The following is a 15,880-nucleotide window of genomic DNA, read 5'->3' as shown; positions in this document are numbered from 1 at the left end:
ACATCCAGGGGAATGGCGGCCGCGACGTGCGCGGCCGCCGCCTTGTTCTACTCGGCGGGCTGCAGCGCGCCGCCGGCGAAGGGCTGCTTCTCACGTCCGGGCACCAGCACCGCCCAGACGAACATCAGCGCGGAGATCGCGACGAACACGCCGGAACCGAGACGGACCCAGTAGAACATTGCGAGTTGGTCCTGCACTTCCATGTAACCCTGGCCGAGCACGCGCTGCAGATGGACCTGGATGATGCCGGCGAAGGTCAGCGCGAACGTCATCGTCATCATCGCCGTGCACATGATCCAGAAGCTAGCCATGCTGAGCCACTGGTTGTAGGGCGCGCGTCCGCGTATCTGCGGGATCGCGTAGGCCATCACCGCAAGGTTCAGCATCACATAGGCGCCGAAGAACGCGAGGTGCCCGTGTGCCGCAGTCACCTGGGTGCCGTGCGTGTAGTAGTTGACCGAGGACAGGGTGTGCAGGAAGCCCCACACGCCGGCCCCGAGGAACGCCATCACGGAGCAGCCGACTGACCACAGGAGCGCCGCGCGGTTCGGATGCTTGCGTCCGGCCTTCCAGGTCATCTGGACGGTGAAGATCACCATGGTGAAGAAAGGCGCGACCTCCAGCGTCGAGAACAGCGAGCCGATCCACTGCCAGTATCCCGGCGCACCGATCCAGTAGAAGTGGTGGCCGGTGCCGAGTATGCCCGAGAACAGTGCGAGGCCAATGATGACGTAGAGCCACTTCTCGACCACCTCGCGGTCGATACCGTTGAGCTTGATCATCAGGAAGGCGAGCACCGAGGCCATGATCAGCTCCCAGACGCCCTCGACCCACAGATGCACGATGTACCACCAGTACATCTTGTCGACTGCAAGATTGGCCGGATTGTAGAACGCGAACAGGAAGAAGATCGCGACGCCCCACAGGCCGAACAACAGGATGTTCGTCACCGTGGTCTTGCGGCCCATCAGCGCCGTCATCGTCACGTTGAACAGGAACATCAGGCAGACCACGACGATGCCGACCTTGATGATGAAGGGCTGCTCGAGGAATTCGCGTCCCTCATGGTAATGGAAGAGATAGCCGACAACCGCGGCACCTGCCGCGCCGAAGAACAGCCAGAACTGGATCTTGGCGAGCAGCGGACTGAAGAGCTCGGTCTCGGTTTCCTCCGGCAACAGGTAATAGGTCGCGCCCATGAAGCCGATGAGCGACCACACGATCAGGGCGTTGGTGTGTATCATCCTGACGATGTTGAAGGGCAGCAGGACCGAAAGCGTGTTCGGCAGGACATAGATCGTGCCGGCGAGCAGGCCAAAGACGACCTGGGCGAGGAAGAGCGTCAGCGCGCCGTAAAAGTACAGCATCGCGACTTTCTGGGTCTGGTATTTCATCGAAAAGCTCTCTTGTTGAAGGGCTGTCGGGACGCGGTGCTCATCCGGCCTTGTTGGGCGGCCAGTCCTGGCGCTTGATGGTGTTGGTCCATTGCAGGAAGTCGGCGAGATCGTTGAGTTCCTGGTCGGTCAGGTTGAACTGCGGCATCTGTCGCCGGCCTGGCGCGCCGGACGGTTGCGCCTGCATCCACGCCTTCAGGATGTCCCTTGCCGCGGCCGGATCCTCGTTGCCGCCCCAGCGCTCCCACACATTGCCGACTTCCGGCGCGAAATAGGCGCCCTCGCCAAGCAGCGTGTGGCAGTTGATGCAGGAGTTCTTCTCCCAGACGTGTTTGCCGCGCGCGACCGAATCCGTCAGGGTCGAGGCATTCGTGGAGGTATTCACCATGTAGTAGTGACTGTGAGCCGTCAGGCCGAGGAAGATCGCGAAGAAGAACGCGGATCCTCCGTAGAAGACGTTCCGGGCAGCCGTTTTCGTGAGGCGTTCAGCCATCACCTATCCTTTCCCGTTCTTGTGAGTGGTGCGAGCGCGCGGTCAATCTACGCAGCGGGCCCATCGGGTCTTTGTGCTGGAGCAACCAGCGTAGCATTCGCCGCTCAGATCAGCAGCCTGGCGGCTGAGGCGGCCCAGGCGAACGACGCGAGGCCGAGTACCCATGCAGTGACCAGTCCGCGCCAGATTGCCGGCGCTGCGCGAAGGCCGAGGAAGTCGAGCAGGATGGCGCGCCCTTTCAGAGCTGCGAACCCGAGCACGACGACGTTGCTCAGCCAAGCAACCGGCAGACTTCGAGCAGCGATGAGCGTTGCGATCGCAAGGCCGATCAGGAGGACCAGGGTCGTTTCGAGCGGGTGGCGGGCGTTCATGTCAGCGCACCAGATAGATGATCGGAAACATCAGGACCCAGACCAGGTCGACCATGTGCCAGAACGACGTTCCGGTCTCGACCGCGCCAGGTTCCGCACCGCGCTGGACCACCGCCAGTATCACCATGCCGAGCACGACGTGCAGCAGGTGGAACCCGGTCAGAAGGAAGTACAGGGTGAAGAACGTGCTGGTCTCCAGGCCTGCACCGGTCGCGATCTCGCCTGCGTATTCGAGAAGCTTGATCGCGACGAACACGCATCCAAGCGCGATCGCGAGCACGAGCCAGCGGCGGCAGGCCGCGGCTGCACGCGTGCGAGCGGCCGCCGCGCCGCGTGCGGCGGCCCACCCGCTGGTCACCAGCACCAAGGTGTTGAGGGCCGCGAGGCCCGCATCCAGGACCGCCTGCCCGGAGGCGAAGATGACGGGGTTTACGGCGCGGGCGACCGCGAATGCGCCGAGCAGCAGGCCAAAAACGGCGAGCTCGCTGAAGATCAGCACCCAGATCATCGGGTCGCCAGGGAGTTCAGCAAGCAGGCCGCTTTCCTGCATCTCGCAATCTTGAGCCGACATGGATCCTCCGGACGGGGTCGTGCTCGGATCGCTATCGGGGATGACAGCCCTGATCTTTGTCGCCGGACAAAGACGGAGGAAGCCCGTCGCCTAGGGTCCGGGTCAGCACGGCCGCGCGAAGGCGGACGGCATCGAGATATTGAGATTCGGAGTTGGAACCATGAGCGACGCGCAGGTCGGCCTCCTCACCGCGACGCCTCTGATCATGCTCTTTGCCGGCGCGCTGCGCGCGATGGGTGTCCTGTCGACCACGGCGACGGTCTCGGCGATTGCGCTGTCGGTCGCTATCGCCGTGGTGCTGTTCTTGACTCAGTAGGTCGATCCCGGCGAAATCCGAAGGGGTGACGGGACCCGCTCCGGCAAGTCTCCTGTCCTCGTGCGCGTGATTTCGAACGCAGCCGAATTCACGAATGCTCAAACGGCGTCGTCATACGACGCGTTCAAGTTCCGAGCGGGCCACAGCATTGCAGCGCAAGCTGCAAACGTAACCATTTTCCTCGAGATGGTGACAACGCCGTAACGCGCGATCTTCAGAATCTCTCTGGGGCTTTTCCTTGGGAGACGGTCCATGCTGAACAGGCATTCGTCGCAGGATGTGAAGAGCGAGGTCGAACCTTACGCGATGAGAAGCGATGAGGCTGTCCGCGTGGCATTTACCGATATGCAGTTCTTCGCCCATGCATGGCCAGCCGTACTGGATCTGCACTCGGCCATGCTCATAGTTGCGGCATTCGACCGAATGCGCGCCGCCTCGCACGTCACACACCTCGACGGGGCTTCCGTCGAGCAAGCGCCAGGTCCCCGCGCCTCTTCCTTTAACAATGACGTTGTCCAACTCGAACGGACCACTGCAGATGCAGGTGGTTTCCGCTGGCTGACCTCATTGAAGAAAGCCATCCTATCGTTGCATGCTTATTGGCAACGAGAACGATAGATCAGAAAGGCGGTCGCCGCTTTGTTGGAGTTCGACGATCGGACACTGCGAGACATTGGTGTTGTCAGCCGAGCCGAGATCGAGCACACGGTGAGATTCTGCCGGGATGGCCGACCGCATGAGACACGGTCATCCAATCGGTGGCCGCAACGTATGCCAGTCCGTGATCGACTGGAACGCGTGAGCTGCGCGAGCAAGCACATCCTCAGACAGATGCGGACCGACCAGTTGCATGCTGAGCGGCATCCGGTCGGACGCCATGCCCATGGGAAGGGTAATGGTCGGACTTCCGCTGAAGTCGAACACCGCGGTGAAGCGCAGAATGCTCAACAACACGTTCGGATCGGCGCCATATTCACTCATCCTGGTAAGGGTCGGGATCGGCACCGGCATCGTCGGGATCAGCAAAAGGTCGATGTCTTCGAACAACGCGGCCAAGCTGCCGCAGAACTTGAGGCGCTCATGATGAATGGCCGCGATTTCGATACCGCTCACCGACCTGCCCTGCTCGATCAATTGAGCAAGGTCCGGGCCGTACTCCGATCTCCGCGACGGATACGTCTTGAGATGCGCTTCGGCCGTCTCCACCGAGCACATCGGGATCCATAGGCTGACCAGTTTCTCGTAGGAGGGAAAATGAACCTCACGGATTTCAGCACCGAGATCCACGAGCCTGCGTTCGGCTTCCAGCAACGCCGCAATGACTTGCGGGTCGATTCCTTCCTGCGTGTATTTGCGATCCACCCCAATCCTGAGGCCGCGGACGCCATCTCCAATTCGAGCCAGATAATTCGGAACGGGAGCCTGCAAAGCCGTCGGGTCGTTGGCATCCGCGCCTGCGATAACGCCCAGCATCGCCGCGGCGTCCGCAGCACTTCGGCAAATCGGCCCGATATGATCGAGCGAGTCCGCCAGCGGGAAAATTCCGTATCGACTCACCCGACCCCATGTCGGTTTAATCCCGGTCAACCCGCAGGTCGCCGATGGAAATCTGATCGAACCGCCGGTGTCACTTCCGATCGATCCGTAGCAGAGCCCGGCAGAAGTGGCGACGCCCGATCCGCTTGACGAAGAGCCGACCCAATAATCCGCATTCCAGGAATTGAGCGGAGCCTGATCGTCCGGATGATGGCTGGTATAGGCGCCTTCCGTCATCTTGAGCTTTCCGAGCGTGACGGCGCCGGCGAGCTCGAGCCGATCAACGATCGTCGCATTGAACGACGGCACGAATTTCGCATGGATCTTCGTGCCGCCCGCCGTCGGCGCAAACGTCGTGTAGCACAGGTCCTTCAGCCCTATCGGAACGCCATGAAGCGGGCCGCGCCAAATGCCCTTGGCGATCTCATCGTCATACTTTCTTGCCTGCGCCATGGCCCGTTCCGCAAGGACAACGGCATATCCGTGCAAGCTGCCATCGAGCTTATCGATACGGTTCAACGTTGCTTCGGTGACCTCCGAAGGCAAGACTTCCTTGCGGCGAAACAGTTGGGACAGTTCAGTTATGGACTTGTAGTGCAGCCGATCCACAGACATATCGATTTCCTGTTGTCATCGGGAATGCGCTCGCGCCGGCGCCCGATGCTCCGGCCTCGGGCGCAAGGACGTTTCATTCGCCACGCCTAGAACTGAACGCCCCGCGTCAAGGCGCCGTCCACGACAAGGTTCGTTCCCGTGATGAAGCTGGCGGCCCGGCTCGCAAGAAACACGACGGCATTCGCCATCTCCTGCGGCGTGCCCATCCGGCCGGTCGGATTGAGCGCCAGCGCCGTCTTGTATAGTTCGGGATTGTTGTCCTTGATCATGTGCCAGACCCCGCCTTCGAAGTAGGTGTTGCCCGGAGACACGGAATTGGCCCGTATGCCCTTCGCCGCGAGCTGATAGGCCAGGCCCTGCGTATAGTGGATGATCGCAGCCTTGAAGGTGCCGTAGGGGCCGCTCGCAAAGTCGACCTCGCGTCCCGAGACGCTGGAGATCGTCACGATCGCAGCGGCGCTGCTCTTTTCCAGATAGGGCATCGCGGCCTGCACCAGGCGGACCGTTCCCATCATGTCGGTGGAGAATTCCTTCTCCCAGCTTTCCTCGTCCTGCCCTATGGAGAGGGCGCTGACATTGGCGACAACGACATCAACGCCTCCGAGCTTCGATGCCATATCACTCACCCAGGCCTTCAGTGCCGTACCATTGGACACATCGACTGACCCGCCATATGCCGCAACGCCCTTGGCCTTGAGTGTTGCGACGGTGCTATCCACGTCCGCCTGATTGCGCGCGCAAATTCCGACATTGGCGCCTTCGGCCGCGAAGGTCTCGGCGATCGCCCTGCCGATGCCCCTCGTGCTGCCCGTGACGAGAACCTTGGCTCCTTTAAGTCCTAAATCCATGTTCGTCTCCCTCTCCCTGATCATTTTGATTTCAAACAATACGTTGATGAACAACAAGGCGTGTTCCTGAAAGAAGGCGGATCGGCCTCACAACAGCAGTTGCGCGCGGACACTGTCAGCGTTGACGTCCTCGCCGGCCAGTGATCGCGTGATCTTGCCTTTTTCCATGATGTAGCAGCGCTCCGCGATCTCCAGGATCGTGTCGAGATTCTGCTCGACGAACACGATCGTGGTGCCCAGCTCAGCCCGGAACGATTTCAGCGCGTCGCAGATGTGCTGCACGATCGACGGCTGAATGCCTTCGGACGGCTCATCGAGGATCATCAGGGTCGGGTTTCCGATCAGAGCCCGGCCGATCGCGAGTTGCTGTTGCTCGCCTCCCGACATGGTGCCGGCAACCTGCCGCCGGCGCTCTCTTAGCCGCGGAAAATACTCGTAGACGAGTTCCGGCAGCTTCCGGCCCTCTGGTCCACCGATCAGTTCACCGACCTGCAGGTTCTCCTCGACGCTCATCTGCGGAAACACATCCCGTCCCTGCGGAATGTAGCCGAAGCCGGCGCGCGCCCTCGCGTCGGCCTGCAACTGGGTTACATCCCGCTCCATGAAGGTGATCGTGCCGCGCCACGTCTCCAGGAGCCCGATGAGGCATCGCATCAGCGTTGACTTGCCGACGCCGTTCCGGCCGATCACGCCGACGATCTCGCCGCGCAACACCGACATGCTCACGCCCTGCAGGATCGGCGTGGCGCCGTAGCCCGCCCAGAGTTCCGATACGTCCAGAATCCGGTCAGTGGGCATGCGTCTTACCAAGGTAGATTTCAGCGACGTTCTCGTCCTGAATGATCGTCTCGAGACTGCCTCGCGCAAATATCTTGCCAAGGTGCAGCACGGTCACGCGTTGCGCAATCTGACGCACAAACGCCATATCGTGCTCGACGACGAGAACCGTCATGCCCTCGGCATTGAACGACTTGATGAGCTCTCCGGTCTTGAACGTCTCCTCCGGCGACATGCCGGCGGTCGGCTCGTCCAGCAGCAATAGCTGCGGCTGCAGCGCCAGCGCCATGCCGATCTCGAGCCATTGCTGCTGGCCGTGCGAAAGAGCTCCAGCCAATTTACTGCTCTCCGACGCCAGATCGAGCATCGTAAGGAGCCGTTCTTCTTCGAGGTCGCGCTCCGCGCCTGAAAAACGCTCCTGCAGCGCGATCTGGATATTCTGCCGGACCGGCAATTCCTTGAATACGCTCGGCGCCTGCATCTTGATGCTCATGCCCCGCTGCACACGCGCAAAAGGGCGCTCCTGGGTAATATCGACGGAGTCGAAGAAGATGCTGCCTTTGGTCGGCGGGTAGAGGCCGACAATCAGCTTGAACAGCGTGCTCTTGCCCGCTCCGTTGGGACCGATCAGGCAGTGAACCTCCCCGGTATTGACAGTCAGATCGACGTCGGAGACCGCCGTCAATCCGCCAAAGCGTTTTGTTACGCTCTTCACATCGACAAGCGCCATGTTAGGCCTCGTCCGATTGCAGCCGGCTGCTCTCCGCCAGAGCGGGATTCGCCCCGCGCCGTCGACGACCTGTCCATCGATCGACCACAAGCTTGCCGACACCGAGCACAAAGCCCTGCGGCGCCAACATCACGGTGGCGAGCAGAAGTGTGCCCATCAGCACGAGCGCCGCCTGCTGGCTGTAGACGGTGATGGTCTGGAAGCCGAACAGCAGCAGGAAAGAGCCGACCAGCGTCGCCGTCAGATCGCTTCGTCCGGAGAATGCGACCCACACGATCGGCATCGCGGCCGCCGGCAACCCGATGCTCGACGGGGTGATGAACTGGCCCCAGGACGTGTAAAGCGCGCCACTGAGGCCCGCGAGCCCACTTCCGATGATGAATGTGAACAACTGGTACTTGCGGACATCGTAGCCAAGCATCTCGGCGCGCTGCGGGTTCTCGCGCGTTGCAACAATCACGTTGCCGATGCGCGAGTTCACGAGCATGCGCAGCGCGATGTAGACGACCACGATGAGCGCCACCATGACATAGTAGAGCGCGGATCCCTCGATGTAGAAATCGCCGACGGTAAGCGGATCCATGCCTTTCATGCCGTTGAAGCCGTTCAGCCGCGCAGTGCCGATGTGCCATTCCGGCCCGGCCGTCTGCCCGAGAAAGAACGCCAGCACCAACGTCGCCGACAGCGTCACGATACCGAAGAAGATACCGCTGATGCCGCCCCAGATCATGAAGTAGCCGAGAATCCCGGCCGCGATCATCGCGATGATCACCGACAGGACGAGGGCGGCGATCGTCGTCGAACCTCCGCCCATGTTGATGGCCAGCACGCCGTAGGCATAACCGGAGATGCCGAAGAAGAACGTCTGGCCGAACGAGAGCATGCCGCCATAGCCCCACATCAGGCAGAGGCCGAGCGCCATGAAAACCCAGATCAGGAAATAGGAGAAGTTGCCGACATCGTAGGAGTCCGCAAAGGCCGGATAGATCAGCGCGGCTGCCAACACAGCAAGGAAGCAGGACCAGAACGTCCGTCCTCGTCCTAACGTCTGCGGACCATCAAGCAGTTTGAACATCACACCCCCGCTTAGCGCCCGCGACGGACCAGCACGCTGGAAAGACCTTCGGGCAAGACACGGATGATCAGGATCACTGCAAACAGCATGCCGATCTGGCCGATGATCTGCCCGTAGCTCGCATTCAGGGCCATTCGAATCATCGCCAGGAACACGGCGGCCGGCGCGGTGCCAAGCAGGACATTTGCGCCGCCGACCACGACGGTGACGAAACTCTCCACCACGAACGTCGCACCCATCGTCGGGATCAGCGTCATCGTCGGTGCATAGAGCGCGCCGCAAAGGCCTGCGAGCCCGGCGCCGATGCCGAAACTGATTGCATAGATTCGCCCCGTGCGCGCACCCAACGCCTTTGCCATGGCGGCATTCTGCATCGTCGCCCGCGCCATCACGCCGAACCGTGTTTTCATGAAGGTGACGTAGAGACCGATCAGCACCGCGACCGCGCAGGCGAACAGCACGAGGCGATAGGTCGAGAATGTGTAGCCGCCGATCGCAAAGCTGCCCTCCGGCGTGCCAATCCCCGTTATCGATGATCCCACGATCAGAAGCATCGATTGCGTGACGATCAGGCTGAGTCCCCAAGTGGCAAGCAGGGAATCCAGCGGCCTTTTGTACAGGCGACGCACAATGAGGTATTCGACGGCAACTCCGATCAATCCCGCCGTCACTGCGGCAAGCGCCTGGGCAATGGCAAGTGGCACGCCGAGCTTCACGAGTCCGACCGTCACATAGGCGCCGCACATGATGAACTCGCCATGCGCCATGTTGATGACGCCCATCATGCCGAACACGATGGCGAGACCTGCGGCCGAGAGGATCAGAAACGCAAAGACGTCGGCAAATTGGTAGAATACCGAGAATAGTTCAGCCGACATCGTCGGTCTCCTGCTCCTTCATCGCAGAGCGCCGCAGCGATGCGGCGCCCCGTGCAGTCCAAAGTCATGATCCGATTACAGACGCAAGATTCGCGCCGAATCCGTTACGACTTGTTGGGCAAATGACTCGGCGTGTACTGATCCTTGGGGTTCTTCTTGGTGAGGTCGCAGCCGATATCACCTAGCCAATACGGCTTGATCGTTCCGTAGTCCTTCTCCACGGTCACTTCATGCTGGGGGCCGACGGAGATCAGGCGCATGCGATGAGACGTGTGCTGGCTCTTCGGGTCGATGCAGACCTTGCCTTCGGGAGCATCGATGCAGGCATCACCAGTTGCGATCACCTTGCGCATGTCCTCGAGCTTGGTCGATTTCGCCTTCTCGACCAGCGCCTTGTACATGTAGAGCGCATTATAGGCATTATAGCCCATGTCGTTGATGTAGAGTTCATCAGGGAATTTCGCGCGCCAGCGCTTCTTGAAGTCGTTGGCTTCCGGCGTATCGATCTCCTCGAACCAGTTCGCCGTCGCGTGCATGTTGTTGAGCGCCGGCGGCTTGAACCGCTTGTGCTCGAAGCCGAGCATGATCTTGATCGAGGAGCCCATCGGCAAATTGAGCTTCGCCGCGGCAGCCTGCTCGAAGAACGAGTCCTGGGCGGCGCCGACATTGATCGTCAACAGCCAATCCGGCTTCGCCTTCTGGATGTTCTGGATCGTCTGCGCGAACTGTGAAACGCCGAGCGGAATGAATTCCTCTCCGACGACTTCGCCGCCGAGATCCTTCATGATCTTCCGGTTCCATTCTGCCGAGATCTGTCCGAAATTGTAGTCGGCGGCGATAACGTAGACCTTCTTGCCGAATTTCTCGACCATCCAGGGGATCAGCGTCGAGAACTGCTGCTCGGGCACCGCCCCCATGCTGATCATGCTGGCGTCGCAGACGCCGCCTTCGTACTGGTTGGTGTAGAAATACGGCGTGGTCGTCCGATCGATGATCGGCCGGACAGCTTCGCGCGACGCAGAGGTGATGCCTCCGATCAGCACGTCGACCTTGTCGCGGCTGAGCAGGCGTCGCGCAAACTCCTGATAGCGGGCATTGTCGCCCTGCGGATCGAGATGGATCAGTTCGATCTGCCGCCCAAGGATGCCCCCGCTCTTGTTGATCTCCTCGACCGCAAGCTGCGAACCGTGGAGTTTCGGCATGCCCATGAACGCGAGATCGCCGGAGACGTCTTCGAGCAGGCCGACCTTCAACGGAGGCTCGGCTGCCAGAGCGGCGCCGAACGCCGCCGTTCCCAGCACGAAGCCAAGAAACGCAGCCTTAAGCAGATGTCCTGATTTCATTGAAATGTCCCCTTGTTGAAAAGCCGCTCAATTTCACGCCTTGAGATAAGTTTTCAGGATCGATGCACCCATCGTGTATTTCGGGTCGACCATGTTGCCGAGCCGCATGCGTCCCGCCTGACTGAGCAGCATGTACGCGTCGATCTCGTCGAAGCCGTAGTCGGCACTCATCCATCGCGTGAGTTCGCGATAGGCGATGCGAGCCGCATCCTCGAGCGGGCGTGCGCTGCCGATCGTCATGATGAAGTCGCGGGTCTCCAGGCGCGGCCAGGCAAAGCTCCAGTTCTTGATCAGATCGATCTGGAGCGTGACCGTTGCGCGCTGCTCGAGCGCGACGCCGGAGAGTTCGCCGTCACCCTGTGTTGCATGGCAGTCGCCGACGTAGAGAAGCCCACCCTCGGCATGCACGGGCAAATAGAGAACGGCCCCGGGTGCGACATCGGGCAGGTCCATGTTGCCGCCATGATAGTCCGGCTGCAGGGAGGAGATCGCCTCGATCTCAGGCGACACGCCGATCGTGCCGATGAATGGCTCGTAGGGCAGCGTGATCTTGTCGTTCCAGCGCACCCCGTTCCTGTCGACATGCAGCTTGCGGACGCGCTCGGGCAACGGCGGATTGAGCATTGCCGTGGAACCCGTCCCGACAAGTCCGCCGAACTCGGGAATGATGCAGGTCGTTCCGGCCGGCTGCTCGCCGCGCGTCTCGACGTCGTGGATGTAGACAGCGAGGCAATCGCCCTTCTTGGCGCCCTTGACCGCAATCGGTCCGCATTGCGGGTTGAGGTACGGAAAGTTCAGTTTTGCCGTCGGACTGTCGCTCTCGCTGGTGAGCGCGCCCCCGAAAGCGTCCTCGGTTTCGACGACAACGACCTCTCCCGGATCGATCGACAGCGTCGGCTTCGCATAGGGGCCGTAGACATAGTGAAAGGCTCCCTGCTGCTCGATCGTCAGACTGCGCGGCGCGCCGGCCGCCCCTTTGGCGACGGCGCGCTTCGACATGATGGAACTCTGCAACCAATCTTTCATGCGAACGGCTCCTTGGATTCAGAGAGCGGGATGACGCTTGTGCCAATCGGTGACGCGCTGGAATGCATCACCCGCGTGGACGAGACCCGCTTCGTCGAAGTGGCGGCCGACAAACTGGAAGGCGATCGGGCCGCCGTTCGGCGCGAAGCCGCCCGGAAGCGTAATGGTCGGGCTGCCGGTCATGTCGAACGGACAGGTGAAGCGCAGCAATCCGGCGATCAGGGAAGCATCCTCGCCAAGCGTCGCCATCTTGGCGAGCGTCGGCGCAGCGAGGACCTGCGCCGGCACAGCGATCAGATCGACCGTCTCGAACAGCCGCCGCACCGCGCCGCGAAACGCTTCACGCCGCAGCACGATCTTCTGATAGTCAGTTCCGGATTGCTGGAGGCCAAGATCGAGCAATCCCGCGAGCGCCGGGCCATATTCGTCCTTGCGCGAGGGATAGGTCGCCTCGTGCGCGACCGCCGCCTCGATGCCGCAAAGCGGAAACCAATCGTCGACAATGGCCTTGGTATCCGGAAAGGCGATCTCACTGATCTCAGCGCCAAGGTCCGCCGCGACCCGCAAACCTTCACTGAGGACCTTACTCGCGGCCTCGTCGGTGCCCTCGCTGGTCCAGCGCCGATCGACACCGATCACGACGCCCCGCAGATTGCCCGACAGGCCGGCAAGATAGTCCGGCACCGGCAGCGGCACAGCCGTGGTGTCCTTGGGGTCCTGGCCCGCGATCACGCCGAGCATGGCGCCGCAATCGACCGCGCTGCGCGTCATCGGCCCGATATGATCCAGCGTGGCCGCGAGTTCGAACGCGCCATAGCGACTGACCCGCCCCCAGGTCGGCTTCAGCCCCGTGATGCCATTGGCTGCGGAAGGAAAACGGATCGATCCGCCAGTGTCGGTACCGAGCGATCCGAAGCAGAGGCCAGCCGCGGTGGCGGAGCCCGACCCGCTCGACGAAGCTCCCGACCACAGATCTGCATTCCACGGGTTTTTCGGCGGATCGATCTTCGGATGATGGTCCGCGTAGGCACCTTCGGTCTGCTGCAGCTTGCCGAGGATAATCGCGCCCGCCTCCTTCAGGCGTGCGACCACCGTGGCATCCTCCTTCGGACGGAAGTCGCGATGGATGGTCATGCCGTGCGCGGCCGGTGCCCCCTTTGCCCAGCAAAGATCCTTCACGGCGACCGGCACGCCGTGCAGCGGCCCCTTGATCTTGCCGGAGGAGATTTCCTTTTCGGCAACGGCCGCTTCCGCAAGCGCGGAGTCGGCCGTGACATAGGCGTAGCTCTTGAGCCTGGCATCGAGCCGCTCAATCCGTTCAAGCATCGCCTTCGTCACCTCGACGGGCGACAGCTTCTTCGCCTGTATCTGCTGCCCAACCTCAACCAACCCGAGATAGCAAATATCTGTCGTCGGCATCGCCTTGTTCCCCGCTCGTCGTTTCCCAAGCGCATCACGGCCGATCGTCGCGCATGCGCCATCAGCCTGGCGACACGCATGTTTCGCCAGCTTCTTGTGCGGCAAAAGAAAAAAGCCACCCGCCCCTCCCGAATGAGGTGACGAATGGCTCAAATGCCGCTGCTATGGTCTATCGCATGGGCTTAAGATCGAACGAAGCAGTCGCTGCACAGATCAGGACGTCATCGGCCCGACCGAAGCAAATTAAGGTTCGACAGTAAACCCGGTAGTCAAAAAGTCTAGGTTCGTGTGCAGCGCATTGTCAACGAGGGAGGTTGCACAAATTTCACAAGCGTCGTGCGCAGCAAATCGGCAAGCCCTCTTGCACCGACATCGGCGATGATGATTTCCTCAAGGCTCCGCCGCCTCGAAAGCCATCAATGACAAAGCCGTCTGTTCCAGTTGGAATCATATGTTCGCAGTCCGGCCCTTATCAGGCCATGGGGCGCGAGATCCTGAAGAGCGCCTTGATGGCGGTCGACGAGATCAACGATCACCCCGATTTTGATTTCTCGCTCGCTGCGCACGTCCGCGATCCCCGCGGAATCATTTCGGAATACCATACGGTCTGTGATGACCTTATTCGCAGCGCTGGGGTCGAGCATATCATCGGCTGCTACACGTCGGCCTCGCGCAAGCAGGTGCTGCCGATCGTCGAGCGCACCGATCGGCTGCTCTGGTACCCCGCCCGTTACGAGGGGTTCGAGTGTTCCGACAATGTCATGTATGTTGGCGCATCGCCCAACCATAATGTCTTGCCGCTGGTGCGATACGTGCTCGACAACGTGTCACGGCACATTTTCTGCGTCGGATCCAACTATGTCTGGACATGGGAGACCAATCGCGTCACCCGCGAACTGGTGACGGCAGCGCAAGGAAGCATTTTGGCCGAACGGCTGCTCGAACTGGGCGAAAGCGCAGTCGGGCACATCGTGGACGAAATCGTCCGCCGCAAGCCGCCGGTCGTCTTCAATACGCTCGTCGGCAGCTCGAGCTACGATTTCATCCGCGCCTTCCACGCCGCCACCACGGCCGCCGGTCTCAACATTCCGATGCTGAGCTGCAGTCTCTGCGAACCGGAGCTTAAGATCGTCGGACCCGCGTCGGCCGGATGCATCACGTCCTCAGCCTATTTCGAGAGCATCCGCCTGCCCGAGAACCTCGCCTTCGTGCAACGCTGGAAGGCACGTCACGGCGAAACAAGCAGCCCCTCGGTCGACGGACAATCCGCCTATGTCGCGGTGTATCTGCTGGCGCGTGCGCTGCAGCGAGCCGGAACATCCAATATTGGTGAAGTACGTCGCGCGGCTGCCGGCTATCGCTACAATTCGCCGCAGGGACCGGTCTGGATCGACGGTGGCAATAACCATTGCGTCCTCACGTCACGCCTCGCCGTCTCCAACGCGCAAGGACAGTTCGACATTTTCTGGGAGTCCGACGCGCCCGTTAAGCCGGATCCCTACCTGACGCAGCTCGACGTCGCCGTCGGCCCTGCGCGTGAGAAGTTAAAGGACGGATCGTCGCCGAGTGCGCTCCACTTGCGGGTTGTGAAATGAGCAAGCCGTCTTCATTTTCCCTTCGCGGCCGCAAGGCCCTCGTCGCCATCAAGGATGAGCGCGACCTGTCGATCGTCAGGCGCCAGTTCGAACGTCTTGGCATCGACGTCCTCACATGGGAGCTAGATGGCGCGCTCGGGTGTCATGCCGATGTGACGCTGATTGACGATGAATTCCTGCCGCTTACCTCGCCTACGCAGCGGGCTTTGCTTGGACAATGTCCCGTCATCGCGCTCTTGGGCACGGAGACTCCAAGCCGGCTGAAGCTACTGCTGGAACTCGATCCGGCGTCGTTTCTGGTCAAGCCGCTGCGCTCCGCGGGCATTTACGCGGCGCTGGTGATGGCGTTCGAACGGGCCGAGCGCACCAACGAGCTGAGGCAGCAGGTCGTCAAACTGGAAGAGCGCCTTCGCTCGCGCCGCCTCGTGTTGGCTGCTGTCCTCCAGGTGATGCATACCCACTCCGTCGCCGAACCGGCCGCCTTTGCACTGATCCGGCGAGCCGCCATGGAGCAGCGTAAAACCATCGAGCAGATGTCGGCCGAGATCGCCGCAAAGGGGAGCCTACCCCGCGCTACCGGGTAGCTTCACCATGATCTAGGGTCTGTTGGGATTCATCGGGAGTTTATCACGGCCGCGACCAGATGGATCATGGAGGCGAAGCTTTGATCGGTCTTTTCGGCGCGCATGGCGATGCGTTTGAACTCCTTGAGCTTGCCGAAGAAGTTCTCGATGAGATGCCGCCATTTGTACATCTCCTCGTCGATGGTGAGAGGCTTGGCGCGGCGCGGATGCTGGGAGATGACGACCTTGGCGCCGCGCGCATCGAGTTCGGCGATGATGGCGTTGCTGTCGAACGCCTTGTCGGCGATCAGCGCGTCGAAGGCCAATCCC

The 15,880-nt window shown here is 61.3% G+C and carries 18 protein-coding genes; 4 read left to right on the top strand and 14 right to left on the bottom strand.

Features of this window, described 5'->3' with window-relative positions; genetic code table 11:
- Positions 1-47: 47 nt before the first annotated feature.
- The 4 genes from J6497_RS31995 to J6497_RS31980 form a co-directional block, all read right to left on the bottom strand.
- A complete protein-coding gene (locus tag J6497_RS31995; RefSeq protein WP_225708208.1) occupies positions 48-1,394 on the bottom strand; it encodes a cbb3-type cytochrome c oxidase subunit I in 1,347 nt (448 codons plus the stop codon).
- 40 nt (positions 1,395-1,434) lie between these two features.
- Positions 1,435-1,887, bottom strand: coding sequence for a c-type cytochrome (locus tag J6497_RS31990; RefSeq protein ID WP_225708207.1), 453 nt, complete (start codon positions 1,885-1,887; stop codon positions 1,435-1,437).
- 104 nt (positions 1,888-1,991) lie between these two features.
- Positions 1,992-2,258 carry a cytochrome C oxidase subunit IV family protein gene (locus tag J6497_RS31985; protein ID WP_225708206.1) on the bottom strand — a complete coding sequence of 89 codons (267 nt, stop codon included), beginning with the start codon at positions 2,256-2,258 and terminating at the stop codon, positions 1,992-1,994.
- Between the two features lies 1 nt (position 2,259).
- A complete protein-coding gene (locus J6497_RS31980; RefSeq protein ID WP_225708205.1) occupies positions 2,260-2,829 on the bottom strand; it encodes a cytochrome c oxidase subunit 3 in 570 nt (189 codons plus the stop codon).
- 160 nt (positions 2,830-2,989) lie between these two features.
- On the opposite strand from J6497_RS31980, the gene J6497_RS31975 reads away from it, so the two are divergent.
- The gene (locus tag J6497_RS31975; protein WP_225708204.1) at positions 2,990-3,145 is read left to right on the top strand and encodes a hypothetical protein; all 156 of its coding nucleotides are present in this window, start codon (positions 2,990-2,992) and stop codon (positions 3,143-3,145) included.
- Positions 3,146-3,397: 252 nt separating this feature from the next.
- A complete protein-coding gene (locus tag J6497_RS31970; protein ID WP_225708203.1) occupies positions 3,398-3,763 on the top strand; it encodes a hypothetical protein in 366 nt (121 codons plus the stop codon).
- A gap of 129 nt (positions 3,764-3,892) precedes the next feature.
- Here J6497_RS31970 and J6497_RS31960 read toward each other — a convergent pair whose 3' ends face one another.
- The 9 genes from J6497_RS31960 to J6497_RS31920 form a co-directional block, all read right to left on the bottom strand.
- Positions 3,893-5,296, bottom strand: coding sequence for an amidase (locus tag J6497_RS31960; RefSeq protein ID WP_225708202.1), 1,404 nt, complete (start codon positions 5,294-5,296; stop codon positions 3,893-3,895).
- Between the two features lie 86 nt (positions 5,297-5,382).
- Positions 5,383-6,144 (bottom strand): SDR family NAD(P)-dependent oxidoreductase, encoded by a 762-nt coding sequence (locus tag J6497_RS31955; RefSeq protein WP_225708201.1) that lies wholly within the window; start codon positions 6,142-6,144, stop codon positions 5,383-5,385.
- An 87-nt stretch (positions 6,145-6,231) separates the two neighbouring features.
- Positions 6,232-6,942 carry an ABC transporter ATP-binding protein gene (locus tag J6497_RS31950; protein WP_225708200.1) on the bottom strand — a complete coding sequence of 237 codons (711 nt, stop codon included), beginning with the start codon at positions 6,940-6,942 and terminating at the stop codon, positions 6,232-6,234.
- A complete protein-coding gene (locus J6497_RS31945) occupies positions 6,932-7,651 on the bottom strand; it encodes an ABC transporter ATP-binding protein (RefSeq protein WP_225708199.1) in 720 nt (239 codons plus the stop codon). Before J6497_RS31945 ends, J6497_RS31950 begins: the two co-directional genes overlap by 11 nt.
- A 1-nt stretch (position 7,652) precedes the next feature.
- Complete coding sequence (locus J6497_RS31940) at positions 7,653-8,726, bottom strand: branched-chain amino acid ABC transporter permease (protein WP_225708198.1); 1,074 nt, start codon at positions 8,724-8,726, stop codon at positions 7,653-7,655.
- A gap of 11 nt (positions 8,727-8,737) precedes the next feature.
- Entirely contained in the window at positions 8,738-9,604 is an 867-nt protein-coding gene (locus J6497_RS31935) for an ABC transporter permease subunit (protein WP_225708197.1), read from the bottom strand.
- Positions 9,605-9,708: 104 nt separating this feature from the next.
- Positions 9,709-10,947 (bottom strand): urea ABC transporter substrate-binding protein, encoded by a 1,239-nt coding sequence (locus J6497_RS31930; RefSeq protein WP_225708196.1) that lies wholly within the window; start codon positions 10,945-10,947, stop codon positions 9,709-9,711.
- 33 nt (positions 10,948-10,980) lie between these two features.
- Complete coding sequence (locus tag J6497_RS31925; RefSeq protein ID WP_225708195.1) at positions 10,981-11,973, bottom strand: acetamidase/formamidase family protein; 993 nt, start codon at positions 11,971-11,973, stop codon at positions 10,981-10,983.
- Positions 11,974-11,991: 18 nt separating this feature from the next.
- Positions 11,992-13,392 (bottom strand): amidase, encoded by a 1,401-nt coding sequence (locus tag J6497_RS31920; protein ID WP_225708194.1) that lies wholly within the window; start codon positions 13,390-13,392, stop codon positions 11,992-11,994.
- A gap of 419 nt (positions 13,393-13,811) precedes the next feature.
- On the opposite strand from J6497_RS31920, the gene J6497_RS31915 reads away from it, so the two are divergent.
- A complete protein-coding gene (locus J6497_RS31915) occupies positions 13,812-14,987 on the top strand; it encodes a transporter substrate-binding domain-containing protein (RefSeq protein ID WP_225708193.1) in 1,176 nt (391 codons plus the stop codon).
- The gene (locus J6497_RS31910) at positions 14,984-15,571 is read left to right on the top strand and encodes an ANTAR domain-containing response regulator (RefSeq protein WP_225708192.1); all 588 of its coding nucleotides are present in this window, start codon (positions 14,984-14,986) and stop codon (positions 15,569-15,571) included. Before J6497_RS31915 ends, J6497_RS31910 begins: the two co-directional genes overlap by 4 nt.
- 29 nt (positions 15,572-15,600) lie before the next feature.
- Here the strand turns inward: J6497_RS31910 and J6497_RS31905 are convergent.
- A partial coding sequence (locus J6497_RS31905) for a transposase (protein ID WP_225705104.1) occupies positions 15,601-15,880 on the bottom strand: 280 nt, incomplete at its 5' end.

The sequence above is a fragment of the Bradyrhizobium cenepequi genome (genome assembly GCF_020329485.1).
Classification (GTDB): Bacteria; Pseudomonadota; Alphaproteobacteria; order Rhizobiales; family Xanthobacteraceae; genus Bradyrhizobium; species Bradyrhizobium cenepequi.
The sequence above is the reverse complement of the archived record's forward strand: the minus strand, read 5'-3'. Positions and strand labels throughout refer to the sequence as shown.